The organism is Myxococcus sp. MH1, assembly GCF_059738865.1.
Genome location: NZ_AP026947.1, coordinates 6690222 through 6705113 on the forward strand (window position 1 = coordinate 6690222; position 14892 = coordinate 6705113).

Here is a 14892-nt window from a genome sequence, read left to right on the forward strand (position 1 = left end):
CGGACCTCATGAAGTCGAACCCTCGACGAGGGAAGGCGCCTCGACCGACGGCGCCACGGTGATGACCACGGACTTCGAGGCCGGCGTGCGGCTCTTCTCCGCGAAGCTGTCCACCGGCACCAGCACGTTCGTCTCCGGGAAGTACGTCGCCGCGCACCGCCGGGGGATGTTGTACGGCACCACCACGAATCGCCTCGCCACCCGCGTCTCGCCCCGGAAGTGGCTCGTCAGGTCCACCACCTGGCCCTCGGTGAGCCCGCGCTCCTGGATGTCCTTGGGATGCATCAACACCACGCGCCGCCCACCCTTGATGCCACGGTAGCGGTCATCCAATCCATACACCGTGGTGTTGAACTGGTCATGCGTGCGCAGCGTCATCATCATCAACTGCCCGGGCTCCAACTCCTCGCCCGGCATGGTGTGCACCGTGAAGTGCGCCTTCCCACTCGCCGTGGTGAAGCGCCCTTCCCGAGGCCCGTTCGGCAGGTAGAACCCGCCCGGCTCCTGGACGCGCCGATTGAAGTCGGCGAACCCCGGGATGACCCGGGCAATCACGTCTCGCACCCGAGCGTAGTCCTCCACCCATGACATCCACGGCACCTTCGAGCGCGAGCCCAACACCGCCGTGGCCAGCCGCGCGACGATCACCGGCTCGCTGAGCAGGTGCTCGGACGCCGGGGCCACCGCGCCGCGCGTGGCGTGCACCACGCCCATCGAGTTCTCCACCGTCACGAACTGAGGCCCACCCGCCTGCACATCGCGCTCCGTCCTTCCCAGGCACGGGAGGATGAGGGCGCGCCGCCCGTGGACCAGGTGCGCGCGGTTGAGCTTGGTGGACACATGCACCGTGAGCCGCGTGCGCCGCAGGGCCCGCGCGGTGAACTCCGTGTCCGGCGTGGCCGACAGGAAGTTGCCCCCGAGCGCGAAGAACACCCGCACCTGTCCCTCGTGCATGCCGTGGAGCGTGTCCACCACGTCCTTGCCATGGTGCCGAGGAGGCTCGAAGTCGAGCTCCCGCGCGAGCGCGTCCAGGAACTCGGGCTTCGGCCGCTCCCAGATGCCCATGGTGCGGTCGCCCTGCACGTTGCTGTGCCCGCGCACCGGACACAGGCCCGCGCCCGGCTTGCCAATGCTGCCGCGCAGGAGCGCCAGGTTGACGATCTCCTGGATGTTGGCCACCGCGTTGCGGTGCTGCGTCAGGCCCATGGCCCAGCAGAAGATGATGCGCTCGGAGCGGGCCAGCAGCTCCGCGGCCGCTTGAATCTGCGGTCGCGGCACCCCGCTGCGCGCCACCACGTCGTCCCAGCTCACCGCGCTCACGTTGCGCGCGTACGCGTCGAACCCGAGCGTCTTGTCCTCGATGAACCCGCGCGCCACCACCGTGCCGGGCCGCTCGGCCTCCATCTCCAGCAGCGCCTTGCCCAACCCCTGCAGCAGCGCCACGTCCCCGTTGATGCGCACCTGGAGGAACTGGCTGTTGAGCGCCGTTCCCGGGCCCAACAACTGGAACACCTCCTGCGGATGCCGGAAGCGATTGAGCCCCGCCTCGGGCAGCGGGTTGATGCTGACGATTTCGCAGCCCCGGCGCGCCGCGGCCTGGAGCGTGGAGAGCATGCGCGGATGGTTGGTGCCTGGGTTCTGGCCGATGACGAAGACGGCCTGCGCCTGCTCGAAGTCCTCCAGCGTGACGGTGCCCTTGCCGATGCCAATCGTCTCGCCGAGCCCCGTGCCGCTGGACTCGTGACACATGTTCGAGCAGTCCGGCAGGTTGTTCGTTCCGAACTGCCGCACGAACAGCTGGTACAGGAACGCCGCTTCGTTGCTCGTGCGCCCGGAGGTGTAGAAGCACGCCGCGTCGGGCGACTCCAGCGCGTTGAGCTCCTCCGCCACGAGCGCGAAGGCCTCGTCCCAGGAGATGGGCGTGTAGTGCGTGGCGTCCTCGCGCAGCACCATGGGGTGCGTCAGCCGCCCCTGCTTGCCCAGCCAGTGGTCCGACTGCGCGCACAGCTCCGCGACGCTCCACTGCCGGAAGAAGTCGGGCGTCACGCGCTCCTTCGTGCCCTCCTCCGCCACCGCCTTCGCGCCGTTCTCGCAGAACTCCGCCACCGAGCGATGCCCCGGGTCCGGCCACGCGCAGCCCGGACAGTCGAAGCCGTCCTTCTGATTCACCTTGTGCAGGAGGAACGTGCCGCGCACCGGGCCCATCTCGCCCCACGCGTGCTTCATCGAGGAGACGATGGCGGGCACGCCACCCGCCACGGTGGGAGGGAGACTGACCAGGGGAGGCCTCGGCTCGTCGGGCGGTTGGACCGGTGGCAGGGGCCGGGCCAGCGCCGCGCCCTGCCCACTCCGGGTGTCCTCGTCGTCCCGCTGTGTCTCGGCCATGCCCGCCCTCTCCTGGTGCCCTCCGGACGACCGTCCGCTCGTGGCGCGCGCGACTCTACCGCTCCCGGGCCTCGCGGTAACGCCTGCTCGAAGCCCGTCGGGCCCCCGCTCCCCGCCCGGCCCACGCCCGGACGACCGACGAGGCGAGGCGGCGTTGCCGGGAACGCTCGCGGTCAAAACCCTCTGGAGGACAGGACCCCACGCGCGAGCCGGAATCCAAGGAGGCGGATGACATGAGTGGAAGGCGCCATGATGACCCCGACCGACGGGGCAAAGAGCGACACGGCCGCGGAGAGCACGAAGGCAGACGCCACCCGCGCAGCGAACACGAGGGCCCGCCTGCCTGGCGCGCCGGGGACCCGGGCCACCACCGGGGCCCGCCCCGTCACGAGCACCCTGAGCACCATGCTCGTCCGGGCCGCGACTCCCACCGCTCTGACTGGGACGCCCGGCGCGACTTCGAGCACCCCTCCCGGGACCTCGACCGCGACCGGGACTACCGCACGCTCCGAGGCGACCGGGACTCGCTCGACTATGAAATCGACCGGGACTTCGGCGACGCGGCCAGGGCGCTGGACCGGGCCCACGAGTATGGCCGGGACTTCGACCGCGACCGAGAGATGGACCGCCGCGCCCGGCACTTCGACCCGGAGCGGATTGCCCGACGACCGGGCTACAGCCCGAGCGGCACCTTCCGCGCGCTCGACGAGGATGCGCCACGACGCCACGGCCCGCCCGACGACCGGGGCGGCGCGCACCGGGCCTCCTGGAGAGACGCGCCCTCGGACTCGCTCCGTCGCGGGGACGTGAGCCCGAGCCACTCGCGCCACGGCCCGCCCGACGACAGGGGCGGCGCGCACCGGGGCCGCTGGAGGGATGCGCCTTCGGACTCGCTCCGTCGCGGGGACGTGGGGCCGGGCCACTCGCGCCAGGGGCGACGCGGCGCGGATACCTGGGATGAACCCGAGGCGTGGATGGACGAACTCCGGGAGCTGCGCCCTCGCGAGCGGCCCGCCGAGGCGGATGTGCGGCTGGGCGGCACCCAGCCCTCGGGACACGGACCGGGCGTGGAGAACATGGCGCCGCCCCGGGTGGGGTTCTCCACCAGCGCGACGCGCGCGGATGACCACGACCTGGGCCATGGTGGCTACGCCGGAGGCCCCATCCGCCCCCGCGCGCCCCAGGGACGCGGGCCCCGCGGCTACCAGCGAGGCGATGACCGCATCCGCGCCGACATCTGCGACCGGCTGATGCAGGAGTGGATGGACGCCTCGGACGTGGGGGTGCAGGTGCAGGACGGCGTGGTGACGCTCGCCGGGAGCGTGCGCAGCCGCGACGAGAAGCGCGCCATCGAGGACGTCACCGAGTCGGTGCTCGGCGTGAAGGAGGTCCTCAACCACCTGCGCCTCCACCGGAGCGAGGGCGTGGCGCGGCCTCCCACCTCCCAGGCGCCGCTCCCGGTGCCGGACGACGACGGCTCGCTGCACTCCTGAAGCGGGCTTCGGCCCCGCGCGTCATGGACGGAGCGTGCCCGTCCCCACCTCGGGGACGGGGCGCGCCCCAAGCCTCCAGCGGACACTGCGCGCGAAGGCCCCCACGGTGCTACCCCCGCGCTCCACGGGTTCGGGTAGTGTGCCGGGCCTTTCCGTCAGCCATTCCTCAGGAGTCCGTTCATGTCCCGCGTCATCCGCGCCCCCCGTGGTTCCACCCTCTCGTGCAAGGGTTGGGTCCAGGAGGCCGCGCTCCGGATGTTGATGAACAACCTCGACCCGGAGGTCGCCGAGAATCCCGCGGACCTCGTCGTCTACGGCGGCACCGGCAAGGCCGCTCGCGACTGGCCCTCCTTCGACCGCATCGTCTCCAGCCTCCAGGGCCTCGCCGACGACGAGACGCTGCTCGTCCAGTCCGGCAAGCCCGTGGGCGTCTTCCGCACGCACCCCGACGCGCCGCGCGTGCTCATCGCCAACTCCAACCTCGTGGGCCGCTGGGCCAACTGGGAGCACTTCCACGAGCTGGAGAAGAAGGGCCTGATGATGTACGGCCAGATGACGGCCGGCTCGTGGATCTACATCGGCACCCAGGGCATCCTCCAGGGCACCTACGAGACGTTCGCCGCCGCCGGCCGCTTCCACTTCGGCACCGACGACCTCTCCGGCCGCCTCATCCTCTCCGGCGGCCTGGGCGGCATGGGCGGCGCGCAGCCGCTCGCGGCCACCATGAACAACGCCGTGTTCCTGGGCGTGGAGATCGACCCGTGGCGCGCCCAGCGCCGCGTGGAGACGCGCTACCTGGACGTCGTCGCCAAGGACCTCGACGAGGCGCTGGCGATGGTGAAGGAGGCTCAAGCCAAGCGCGTGGGCCGCTCCATCGGCGTCATCGGCAACGCGGCCTCGGTGTTCCGCGAGCTGTACCGCCGCGGCATCAAACCGGACCTCGTCACGGACCAGACCAGCGCGCATGACCCGCTCAACGGCTACATCCCCACGGACCTGTCGCTGGAGGCCGCGGCCGAGCTGCGCAAGAGAGACCCGGAGGGCTACGTGCGCCGCGCGCGCGAGTCCATGATTGAACACGTGGAGGCGATGAACGACTTCCAGGCCGCCGGCTGCCACGTGTTCGACTACGGCAACAACCTGCGCGGCCAGGCGCAGCTGGGCGGCATGGAGAACGCGTTCGAGTTCCCCGGCTTCGTGCCCGCGTACATCCGCCCGCTGTTCTGCGAGGGCATGGGCCCGTTCCGCTGGGTGGCGCTGTCCGGAGACCCCGAGGACATCCGCGTCACGGACCGCGTGGTGCGCGAGCTGTTCCCGCAGAAGGCCTCGCTGCAGCGCTGGCTGAACATGGCGGAGGAGCGCGTGGCGTTCCAGGGCCTGCCCGCGCGCATCTGCTGGCTGGGCTACGGCGAGCGCGCCAAGGCGGGCCTCGCGTTCAACGAGCTGGTGCGCACGGGCAAGGTGAAGGCGCCCATCGTCATCGGACGCGACCATCTGGACTGCGGCTCGGTGGCGTCGCCCAACCGCGAGACGGAGGCGATGAAGGACGGCACGGACGCGGTGGCGGACTGGCCCATCCTCAACGCGCTGGTGAACGCGGTGAATGGCGCGTCGTGGGTGTCCTTCCACCACGGCGGCGGCGTGGGCATGGGCTACTCGCTGCACGCCGGTCAGGTCATCGTCGCGGACGGGACCGCCGAGGCCGCGCGCCGCATCGAGCGCGTGCTCACCAGCGACCCCGGCATGGGCGTGCTGCGCCACGCGGACGCGGGCTACCCCGAGGCCATCGAGGTGGCCAAGGAGCGGGGCGTGAAGATTCCGGGCATCACCGTGTAGCCTTGTGCCTCGCCATGGCCCACCCCGCGCGCCCGAGCCTGACGCTGTTGCTCGCCCTTGCTCTCGGAGCGCTCGCGGGGTGTGCGCCCTCCGCCGTCGGCCCCATGGTGATGCGCCTGGGGCCCGGCTCGGCCCAGCAGCGGATGCTCCAGGCCGGTATCCGCACCGGCCCCCGGCTCAGCGCGCCCATCGCGGGGACGGTGCCCTCCGTCGGCACCGATGACCGCTTCCGCGGCGACGACGCGAGCTTCTCCACCCAGCAGTGGGGGCTCGCCTTCGACGCCGCGATGACGTGGCCGCTCACCGAGCGGCTGCACCTGCACACGGGCCTGCAGGGCGAGATGTTCCTGCCGCTGCCCGTGCCCGGCTACGGCGTCTACGCGGGCATGTCCTATTACCTCGGCTCCGAGCAGCTGGGACTCGCGCCCTCGCTCGCGGTGCGCGGGGCGTCCGACTTCGGCATCTCCTCGAGCAAGGGCGGACCGGGCAGCATGGCGGGCGCGGAGGCGACATGTGCCCTGAGCTTCTCGCCGGAGCCCGGGGTGTCGGTGGGCCTGGTCCCCTTCGTCGCCGTGCACACGCTGTCGTCGCATGGCGTGAGCAACGGCTCGCTGTACTACGGCGGTGTCGTCGCCGCGCGCTTCACGTGGGGATGGCTGGACACCCTGGAGCTGTCGGGGGGCTTCGGTCGCGCGCGGGTCGGAGACAGCACCAGTTGGAACGTTCCCATCGTGGGTGTGCGTGGAGGTCGTTGACGTCATGGATGCGCTGGACTTGCTGGTCCGAAACACGTCCGAGGTCCTCACCCTGGAGGGCACGCACCGCGAGCCCGCCGAGGCCGCCCTCACCTCGCGTCCCCACGCCTGCGTGGGCATCCGCGCCGGTCGCATCGCGTACGTGGGCGCGGAGGCCACGCTGCCGCCGGGCAGCGTGGGAACGGGCACGGAGGTGCTCGACGCGAAGGGCGGCTTCGTGGGCCCCGCCTTCGTGGACCCGCACACACACCTGGTCTTCGCCGGCGAGCGCTCCGCGGAGTTCGACCTGCGCAACCAGGGCGCCACGTACCTTGAAATCGCCAAGGCCGGCGGCGGCATCGTCAGCACCGTGCGCGCCACGCGCGCGGCCAGCGAGGAGGAGCTGGTGCGGCTGGCGCTGCCCCGCGTGCAGCGGCTGCTCGCGCAGGGCGTGACGGTGGCGGAGGTGAAGAGCGGCTACGGGCTCGACGTGGAGACCGAGCTGAAGATGCTGCGCGTGGTGCGCAGGCTCAACACGATGACGCCCGTGGAGCTGGTGCCCACGCTGCTGTGCGCGCACGCCATCCCCGCGGAGTACCGCGAGCGCCGCGAGGACTACGTCCGCCTCTGCATCGACGAAATCCTGCCCGCCGTCGCCCAAGAGAGCCTGGCGCGCTTCTGCGACGTCTTCGTCGAGGACAGCGCCTTCACCGTCGACGAGGCCCGCCGCATCCTCACCGCCGGCCGCGAGCTGGGGATGCAGCCGCGCCTCCACGCCGACCAGCTCACCGCCTTCGGCGCCTCCGAGCTCGCCGCCGAGCTGGGCGCCGCCACCGCCGACCACCTGGAGCAGGTCACCGACGCCGGCCTGCGCGCGCTCGCCGCCGCCAACGTCACCGCGGTGCTCGTGCCCACCTCCACCCTCTTCCTGCGCATGCGCCCCTACGCGCCGGGACGTCGCATCCGCGACGCGGGCCTCAATGTCGCTTTGGGCACCAACGTCAACCCGGGCTCCGCCATGAGCGAAAACACGGCGTTGGCGCTGGGGCTCGCGTGTCTGGAGAACGGCCTCAGTGCCGCGGAGGCGTACTGGGCCGCGACCCGTGGCGCCGCGTTGTCATTGGGACTGCAACGACAAGGGCGGTTGGCCGTGGGTGATGCAGGCGACCTGGTGTTGTTCAGTTGTGCGTCTTTCCGCCATCTGCCCTACCATTTAGGAATAGGGCACGCGCGCACGGTGGTGAAAGCCGGGCGTGTGGTCGTCCAGCAGGAGCTGAATTCCTGCGGGTGAAGCGACGTCGACTGGTGACACGTGCGTCGCACGGGAGTGCAGGAGAACTTCCCGTCGGGGCCGGCCGTTATAAGTACCAACTGCAGCCATGTGCCGACTTTTTGGATTCAGATCGTCAGTCCCTTCCGCGGTCCACCCCTCGCTGGTGACGCAGAAGAACTCGCTCCTCATCCAGTCACGCGAGCACAAGGATGGATGGGGAATCGCCGCCTACGGCGCCGAAGCGGCGCCTGTCGTGGCCCACGGTGTGGGGCCCGCGCACAGTGACCCCGACTTCGAGCGCGTCAGCAGCCGTGTGTCCTCACACACGGTGGTGGCGCACATCCGTCTGGCGTCGGTGGGCGCGGTGGAGCTGCGCAACTCCCACCCCTTCCACCACGGCCGCTGGACGTTCGTCCACAATGGGACGTTGAGGGACTTCGCCCGGCACCGCGCCGCGGTGGAGGAGCTCATCTGTCCGACACTGCGCGTGGGCATCCGGGGCACCACGGACAGCGAGCGGTGCTTCTACCTCTTCCTCACCCGCCTGGCGGCCAGGCATCCCATCGTCGGCTCGGTCCCCGTCGAGGACGTCGCGCGGGCGCTCGCGGAGACGATGGGGCTGGTGGCGGCCATCACGGATGACTCGCAGGCGCAGCAGCGCTCCGCGATGAACTTCCTCGTCACCAACGGCGAGGTGATGGTGGCCTCGCGGCGCAACCGGACGCTCTTCGTCTCCGTGGGCGGCGCGCGGTGCGAGCTGGGCGGCCTGCCCGTCGCGGGCACGCGGCTTGAGCAGCTCATCGTCTCCAGCGAGGCGCTGTGCGGCGGGCCGCACTGGGCGCCGGTCCAGGAGGAGGACGTCATCGGCGTGGACGCCGGGCTCGTCTTCCACCGCTGGCGGGTGCCGGAGCTCGCGGGCGACGTCGTCCCGCCGCCCACGCCGGGCCCCAGCCAGCACGCCGCCTGACGTCAGGGCAGCCAGGACGTCAGCAGCGCCGAGGCCCGGGCCCCGAAGGCCTGGGCCTCCAGGGTGCGCGAGTCCTCGCCCGCGTGGGCCAGCGTGACGCGCAGGTGCTCGCGAGGCGCGGCCTCCGGCACCCGGTCCAACCACTCCACCAGCACCGCGCCCTCGCCGCCCACCAGGTCCATGAAGCCGGTGGCGTAGAGGTCGTCGTAGCCCGTCAGGCGGTACAGGTCCGCGTGGTACAGCGGGATGCGGCCGGAGTACGGGTACACAATCGCGAAGGTGGGGCTGGCCACCTCGGAGCGAGGCACGCGCGCGCCCTCGGCCACGCCGCGCACCAGGTGCGTCTTGCCCGCGCCCAAATCGCCAATCAGGCCCACGAAGTCCCCCGGCTCGAGCAGCTCGCCCAGCCGGACTCCGAGCCGATGGGTCTCCTCGGGCGAGGCCAGCGTCACGCGCCGCTCCACCGTGTTGGACTCGCTCATCGCCGCACCTCGCTCGACAGCACCGTGTCGCTCATCGCTCCCACCGCAGCCACACCTCGCAGAGCCCCTGCTCGATGAGGTCCCCCGCCACCAGTCCCAGCTGCCCGCGTCGCGCCGCCGCCAGGTCTCCGGCGAGGCCATGCGTGTAGACCGCCGTCCAGATGGCGTCGGGCAGCGGGAAGGCCTGCGCCAGGAGCGCGCCGCACACGCCGGACAACACATCCCCGGAGCCACCCGTGGCCATGCCCGGGTTGCCCGTGGTGTTGATGAACACCCGGCCATCCGCGTGCGCGGTGAGCGTGCGGTCCCCCTTGAGCACCACCGTCGCGTTGAGCCCGGCCGCCAGTCGACCCACGAGGTCCAACCGGTGTGACTGGACCTCCTTGGTGGACCTGCCCGTCAGGCGCGCCATCTCGCCCGGGTGGGGCGTGAGCACGACGGGCCCCTTGGCGCGGCGGAGCACGGAGAGGTCCTCCGCCACCGCGTTGAGCGCGTCCGCGTCCAGCACCGCGGGCAGCTCCACGCGCGAGAGCAGCTCGCCGATGAGCCGGCCCGTCTCGGGGCCCCGGGGGATGCCCGGACCCATCACGAGCGCGTCCTTGCCCTCGGCCGCCGCGAGCAGCGCGTCCAGATCCCCCAGCCCCAGCGGGCCCGAGCCGTCCAGGGGGATGCCCATGATTTCGGCGGAGTGCGACTGCACGGACTCCAGCGCGTCGCTTCGCGTGGCCACCGTGACCAGCCCCGCGCCGGAGCGCAGCGCCGCCTTCGCGACCAGCGCCGCGGCGCCCGTCTTCCCCCGGCTGCCGGCGACCACCAGCACGTGCCCGTAGGTGCCCTTGTGCGTGTCCGCCTTGCGCGCGGGCAGCGTGCGGCGCGCGTCGGCCTCCTCCACCACGAACAGCTCGGCGCCGGTGATGTCGCGCGACGCCGCGCCCCCCATGCCGATGTCCACGCGGTGCACGCGGCCACACAGCGAGGCCCCGGGCTCCAGGACCTGGCCCGGCTTGAGGAAGCCGAAGGCCACCGTCGCGTCCGCCTCCACGCAGGGAGAGAAGGGCTCGCCCGTGTCGCTCCGCAGACCGGACGGCACGTCCGCGGCCACCACCTTCGCGCCCGCGCGTCGCCACCGGTGGATGGCGGAGATGGCCTCCGCGAACGCGCCCGCCGGCGCCCGGCTCAGCCCCGTGCCGAACAGCGCGTCCACCACCACGTCGCCCGTGGAGGGAGGCTCCACCGACTCCAGCGCGAGCGCCGAACCACCGAAGCCCCGCAGCGCCTCCAGGTTGCGCTTCGCCTCGGGCGTCAGCTTCGCGGTGTCGCCCACGAGCGTCACCGAGACGCGCGCGCCGCCCTCGAGGAGGAAGCGCGCCGCGACCAGCCCGTCGCCGCCGTTGTTGCCCGGTCCACACACCACCACGAAGCGGCCATCAGGCCCCGCGAGCTTGCGCGCCACCTCCGCCAGCCCCCGCCCCGCGTTCTCCATCAGCAGCGCGGAGGGCATGCCGTGGCGCTGCTCGGCGGCCTCTTCGGCCTGACGCATCTGGGCGGCGGTGAGGACGCGCAGCATGGCTTCACTCCCCTTTCGACTGCAGCACCACCGTGGCGGCGGCCACGTCGGCGTCGTGGGTCAACGCGAGGAAGGCCTCCAGCCCCCGGGCCTCCATCACCTCGAGCGCCACGCCGGACAGGCCGAAGTACGGCGCGCCGCCGTCGCGACGCACCTCCATGTCCTTCCAGCGGATGCCCGGCGGCGCGCCCAGGGCCTTCACCAGCGCCTCCTTGGCCGCGAAGCGCGCGGCGTAGGCGCTGGCCGCGTCGTGACGCTGGCCACACAGGGCGCGCTCGTGTTCGGTGTAGACGCGGTTCAGGAACGGCTCCGCGCGAGGCCCGTCCAGGATGCGCTGGATGCGGGAGATGGAGCAGATGTCCAGACCCAGGCCCCGGATTCCCATGGCGCGCTATCCCGGGTTGCGCATCAGGTCGAGCATCTCCCGGACCGCCCGGTCGAAGCCCACCAGCACCGCGCGCGCGACGATGGCGTGGCCGATGTTCAGCTCGTCGATCTCCGCGATGCGGGCGATGGGCTGCACGTTGTCGTAGTTGAGCCCGTGGCCCGCGGCCACGCCCAGGCCCAGCTTGGTGCCCGCCTTCGCCGCGTCGACGATGCGCGCCAGCTCCCGCGCGCGCTCCTTCTCGTTGCGCGCCTCGCAGTAGCGGCCCGTGTGCAATTCAATCCGGTCCGCGTTCACCTTGTGCGACGCGCGCACCTGGTCCAGGTCCGGGTCGATGAACAGCGAGACGGTGATTTCGCCGTCCTTGAGGTTCTTGATGATCTTCGCGACGTGCTCGCGCTGGCCGGCGACCTCGAGCCCACCCTCGGTGGTGAGCTCCTCGCGGCGCTCGGGCACCAGCGTCACCACGTCCGGCTTGTGCTCGTAGGCGATCTTCACCATCTCCGGGGTGGCCGCCATCTCCAGATTGAGCAGCGTCTGCGTCGTCTCACGCAGGATGCGCAGGTCGCGGTCCTGGATGTGGCGGCGGTCCTCGCGCAGGTGGATGGTGATCTGCTGCGCGCCGGCCAGCTCCGCCAGCGCGGCCGCCGTCACCGGATCCGGATACGTGGTGCGCCGCGCCTGCCGCAGCGTCGCCACATGGTCCACGTTGACACCCAGTCGCTGTCCCATCGACCGCACCTCGCTTGACGCGCGGTGCCGGGATTGTCGGGGGCCCCGGCACGCGCTGGCCCCTCTAATCGCGGCCAGCGTCCGGAAGTCAACCGTCGTGAACGACGACTAGCGGTTGAGCGCCTTCGCCAGGGCGTCGGCGATGTCCTTCGCGTAGGCCTCGTTGCGAGCGGCGTCCTCGCCCTCCACCAGCACGCGCGCCTTGGGCTCGGTGCCGGAGAAGCGCACCAGCACGCGGCCGGAGTTGCCGAGCTTCTGCTCCACGGACTTGATGATCTTCATCACGTCCGGCAGCTCGCCCAGTTCCTTCTTCTGCTTCACCACCACGTTGACCAGCGTCTGGGGCACCGGCTCGAAGATGGAGGCCAGCTCGCTCAGGGGCTTGCCCGCGCGGCACATCACCGCGAGCAGCTGGAGCGCCGCCAGCGTGCCGTCCCCCGTCGTGGTGTGGTCCAGGAAGATGAGGTGGCCGCTCTGCTCGCCGCCCAGGTTGTAGCCGTTCTTGCGCATCTCCTCGACGACGTACCGGTCCCCCACGCGCGTGCGAGCCACCTTCACGCCCCAGCGCGCCACCGCGCGCTCCAGGCCGACGTTGCTCATCACCGTGGAGACCAGCACCTTCTTCTTGAGCTGCTTTCGGGCCACCAGCTCGCCGGTGCAGATGGCCATGATGGCGTCGCCATCCACGACCTTGCCCTTCTCGTCCACGACGATGAGGCGGTCGGCGTCACCGTCCAGCGCGATGCCCAGGTGGGCGCCGTGCTTGAGCACCGTGCGCGCCAGGTTCTCCGGGTACAGCGCGCCGCACTTGTGGTTGATGTTCTTGCCGTCCGGCGAGACGCCCAGCGTGATGACCTTCGCGCCCAGCTCCTCCAGCACCGCGGGCGCCGTCTTGTAGGCCGCGCCGTTGGCGCAGTCGACGACGATGGTCATCCCCTCGAGCGTCAGCTCGCGCGGGAAGGTCGCCTTGAGGAACACGATGTAGCGGCCCCGCGCGTCCTCCATGCGGAACGCGCGGCCAATCTTCGTCGCCGTGGGACGGATGGAGTCGATGGCGCCCGTGGACAGCAGCTCTTCAATCTTGCCTTCCGTCTCGTCCGGCAGCTTGAAGCCGTCGCGCCAGAAGAACTTGATGCCGTTGTCCTCGTACGGGTTGTGGGACGCGGAGATGACCGCGCCCGCGTCCGCGCGCATGGACGTGGTGATGTTGGAGATGCCCGGCGTCGGCAGCGGACCGACCAGCTCCACGTCGACGCCCATGGACGTCAGGCCCGCGGCCAGCGCCTGCTCGAGCATGTAGCCCGACAGTCGCGTGTCCTTGCCCACGATGACGCGGTGGCGGTGCGGTCCATTGCGGATGAGGTACGCGAGCGCCCGCCCGAGCTGCATCGCGACTTCCGCTGTCATCGGGTAGACGTTCGCCTTTCCGCGAACCCCGTCCGTGCCGAACAGCTTCTGCGACGCGCGCTCCTCCTTGGGAGGCATGTTCATCCTGTACGCCATGGCTTTCCGCTCCACCTTTCCCACGCCGGGCCTTCGCCGGTCGCTCGACGTCGGGGCTTATACCCCGCCCACCGCCGGGGCTCGAAGGTAGGGCCCCGATGCTCCCCCGGCAACGGCCCGGGCTTGCAGGCTGTATCACCGTTGAAGGTCAGTGCGAAAACGATACCAGCCCCCGCCCCACGCCTACACGCGGCTCCACCGCCGCCGTGTGGCGCGCGGCCCACGCCGGCTCAGCGTCCGAGCAGGGTCCCTCCGTCGCGCGCCACGCGAATCGCATCCGCCACCAGGAGCGCGTCGCGAGCCTCCGCCACGTCGTGCACCCGGACGACGTCCGCGCCGCCCAGCACCGCCATCGCCGCCACGGAGCCCAGCGTCGCCGCCAGACGCTCGCCCGCCGGCTTGCCACCCGTCAGGGCGCCGAGGAAGCCCTTGCGGCTGGTGCCCACCAGCAGGGGCAGCCCGAGCACGCGCAGCTCCCCCAGCCGTCGCAGCAGGTAGAGGTTGTGGTCGAACGTCTTGCCGAAGCCGATGCCCGGGTCCAGCAGGATGCGCTCGCGCGGCACCCCCGCGGCCGCCGCCACGGCGGAGGAGTCCTCCAGGTACGTCAGCACCTCGTCCACCAGGTCCTCGTACGACGGCGCCTGCTGCATCGTGCTGGGGGTCCCCTGGATGTGCATCAGACAACAGGCGGCGCCGAACTCCGCCACCACGCGGGGCAGCTCCAGGTCCGTGCGGAAGCCGGTGATGTCGTTGATGAGGTGCGCGCCCGCCTGGAGCACCTCGCGCGCCACGGCCGACTTGGTGGTGTCCACCGACAGGGGCACGGCGGTGCGGGCCCGCAGGCCCTCGATGACCGGCAGCACCCGGGCCACCTCCTCCTCGGCCAGGACGGCCCGTGAGCCGGGGCGCGTGGACTCACCGCCGATGTCCAGGAGGTCCGCGCCCGCCTCCGCCAGCGCGAGCCCGTGGGCGATGGCCGCGTCGACGTCCTGGTAGCGCCCCCCATCGGAGAAGCTGTCCGGCGTCACGTTGACCACGCCCATGACGTAGGTGCGCGAGCCCCACTCGAAGGTGCGCTCGCCGAGCACCAGCGGTGTCGGCGCCACGTGTGCCCCCAGCACCCGCTCCAGCGCGCCCGCCAGCGCGATGAACTCGCCCCCTTCGGCGCGGGCGAGCGCGATGAGCCGCTCGACCTGCTCACGGCGTCCGGACAACAGGCCCGAGCCAGCGCGGGTGCGAACATCACCCGAGACCCACGAAGGGAACTCCTCGCGCCCCGGCGCGTTCGAACGCTCCGCCAGGCCCTGCAGGAACTGGCCGACGTCCTTCGAGACGCCGGTGAGCAGCCACTGGCCATGCGGCACCTTCTCCAACAGGTACTCGCGCGCGGGCGTGGGCAGCCCCATGCGACGCAAGGCCAGCGTCAGGTCCTCCGGACGGTCGACGCTGATGGGGCGGGCGCGAAGCATGGGCGAGGACTCCTGCGAGGGACGTGGCGTCCACCCTACCCCCTTGGCGCCGCCCGCCTCCCCACA

12 protein-coding genes are annotated in these 14892 nt (G+C 71.5%); 5 read left to right on the forward strand and 7 right to left on the reverse strand.

All coding sequences use genetic code 11. The features are described 5' to 3' along the window. Positions 1–6: 6 nt before the first annotated feature. A complete protein-coding gene (locus AC6JA9_RS25960) occupies positions 7–2385 on the reverse strand; it encodes an FdhF/YdeP family oxidoreductase (protein WP_497958000.1) in 2379 nt (792 codons plus the stop codon). Positions 2386–2618: 233 nt separating this feature from the next. Between AC6JA9_RS25960 and AC6JA9_RS25965 the strand changes: the two genes are divergently transcribed. The 5 genes from AC6JA9_RS25965 (at position 2619) to AC6JA9_RS25985 (ending at position 8688) form a co-directional block, all read left to right on the forward strand. Then, entirely contained in the window at positions 2619–3878 is a 1260-nt protein-coding gene (locus tag AC6JA9_RS25965; protein ID WP_497958001.1) for a BON domain-containing protein, read from the forward strand. Positions 3879–4058: 180 nt separating this feature from the next. Beyond that, on the forward strand, positions 4059–5714 hold the full coding sequence (hutU, locus tag AC6JA9_RS25970) for a urocanate hydratase (RefSeq protein WP_223747538.1): 1656 nt from the start codon (positions 4059–4061) through the stop codon (positions 5712–5714). A gap of 14 nt (positions 5715–5728) precedes the next feature. Beyond that, a complete protein-coding gene (locus AC6JA9_RS25975) occupies positions 5729–6469 on the forward strand; it encodes a hypothetical protein (RefSeq protein ID WP_497958002.1) in 741 nt (246 codons plus the stop codon). A gap of 4 nt (positions 6470–6473) precedes the next feature. Further along, entirely contained in the window at positions 6474–7739 is a 1266-nt protein-coding gene (gene hutI / locus AC6JA9_RS25980; RefSeq protein ID WP_223747536.1) for an imidazolonepropionase, read from the forward strand. An 88-nt stretch (positions 7740–7827) separates the two neighbouring features. Beyond that, positions 7828–8688, forward strand: coding sequence for a class II glutamine amidotransferase (locus AC6JA9_RS25985; RefSeq protein WP_223785560.1), 861 nt, complete (start codon positions 7828–7830; stop codon positions 8686–8688). A gap of 2 nt (positions 8689–8690) precedes the next feature. On the opposite strand, the gene tsaE is transcribed toward AC6JA9_RS25985, so the two are convergent. The 6 genes from tsaE to folP all read right to left on the reverse strand — a co-directional run bounded on the left by tsaE (position 8691) and on the right by folP (position 14826). Then, the gene (gene tsaE / locus AC6JA9_RS25990) at positions 8691–9170 is read right to left on the reverse strand and encodes a tRNA (adenosine(37)-N6)-threonylcarbamoyltransferase complex ATPase subunit type 1 TsaE (protein WP_223785559.1); all 480 of its coding nucleotides are present in this window, start codon (positions 9168–9170) and stop codon (positions 8691–8693) included. A 31-nt stretch (positions 9171–9201) separates the two neighbouring features. Next, complete coding sequence (locus AC6JA9_RS25995) at positions 9202–10737, reverse strand: NAD(P)H-hydrate dehydratase (protein ID WP_497958003.1); 1536 nt, start codon at positions 10735–10737, stop codon at positions 9202–9204. Between the two features lie 4 nt (positions 10738–10741). Continuing rightward, on the reverse strand, positions 10742–11122 hold the full coding sequence (acpS, locus tag AC6JA9_RS26000; RefSeq protein ID WP_046714514.1) for a holo-ACP synthase: 381 nt from the start codon (positions 11120–11122) through the stop codon (positions 10742–10744). Between the two features lie 6 nt (positions 11123–11128). Then, positions 11129–11854, reverse strand: a complete 726-nt coding sequence (locus AC6JA9_RS26005) for a pyridoxine 5'-phosphate synthase (protein WP_141324198.1) — start codon at positions 11852–11854, stop codon at positions 11129–11131. Positions 11855–11962: 108 nt separating this feature from the next. Beyond that, complete coding sequence (gene glmM / locus AC6JA9_RS26010; protein WP_223747532.1) at positions 11963–13357, reverse strand: phosphoglucosamine mutase; 1395 nt, start codon at positions 13355–13357, stop codon at positions 11963–11965. Between the two features lie 230 nt (positions 13358–13587). Continuing rightward, entirely contained in the window at positions 13588–14826 is a 1239-nt protein-coding gene (gene folP, locus AC6JA9_RS26015) for a dihydropteroate synthase (RefSeq protein WP_497958004.1), read from the reverse strand. Positions 14827–14892 lie beyond the last annotated feature (66 nt).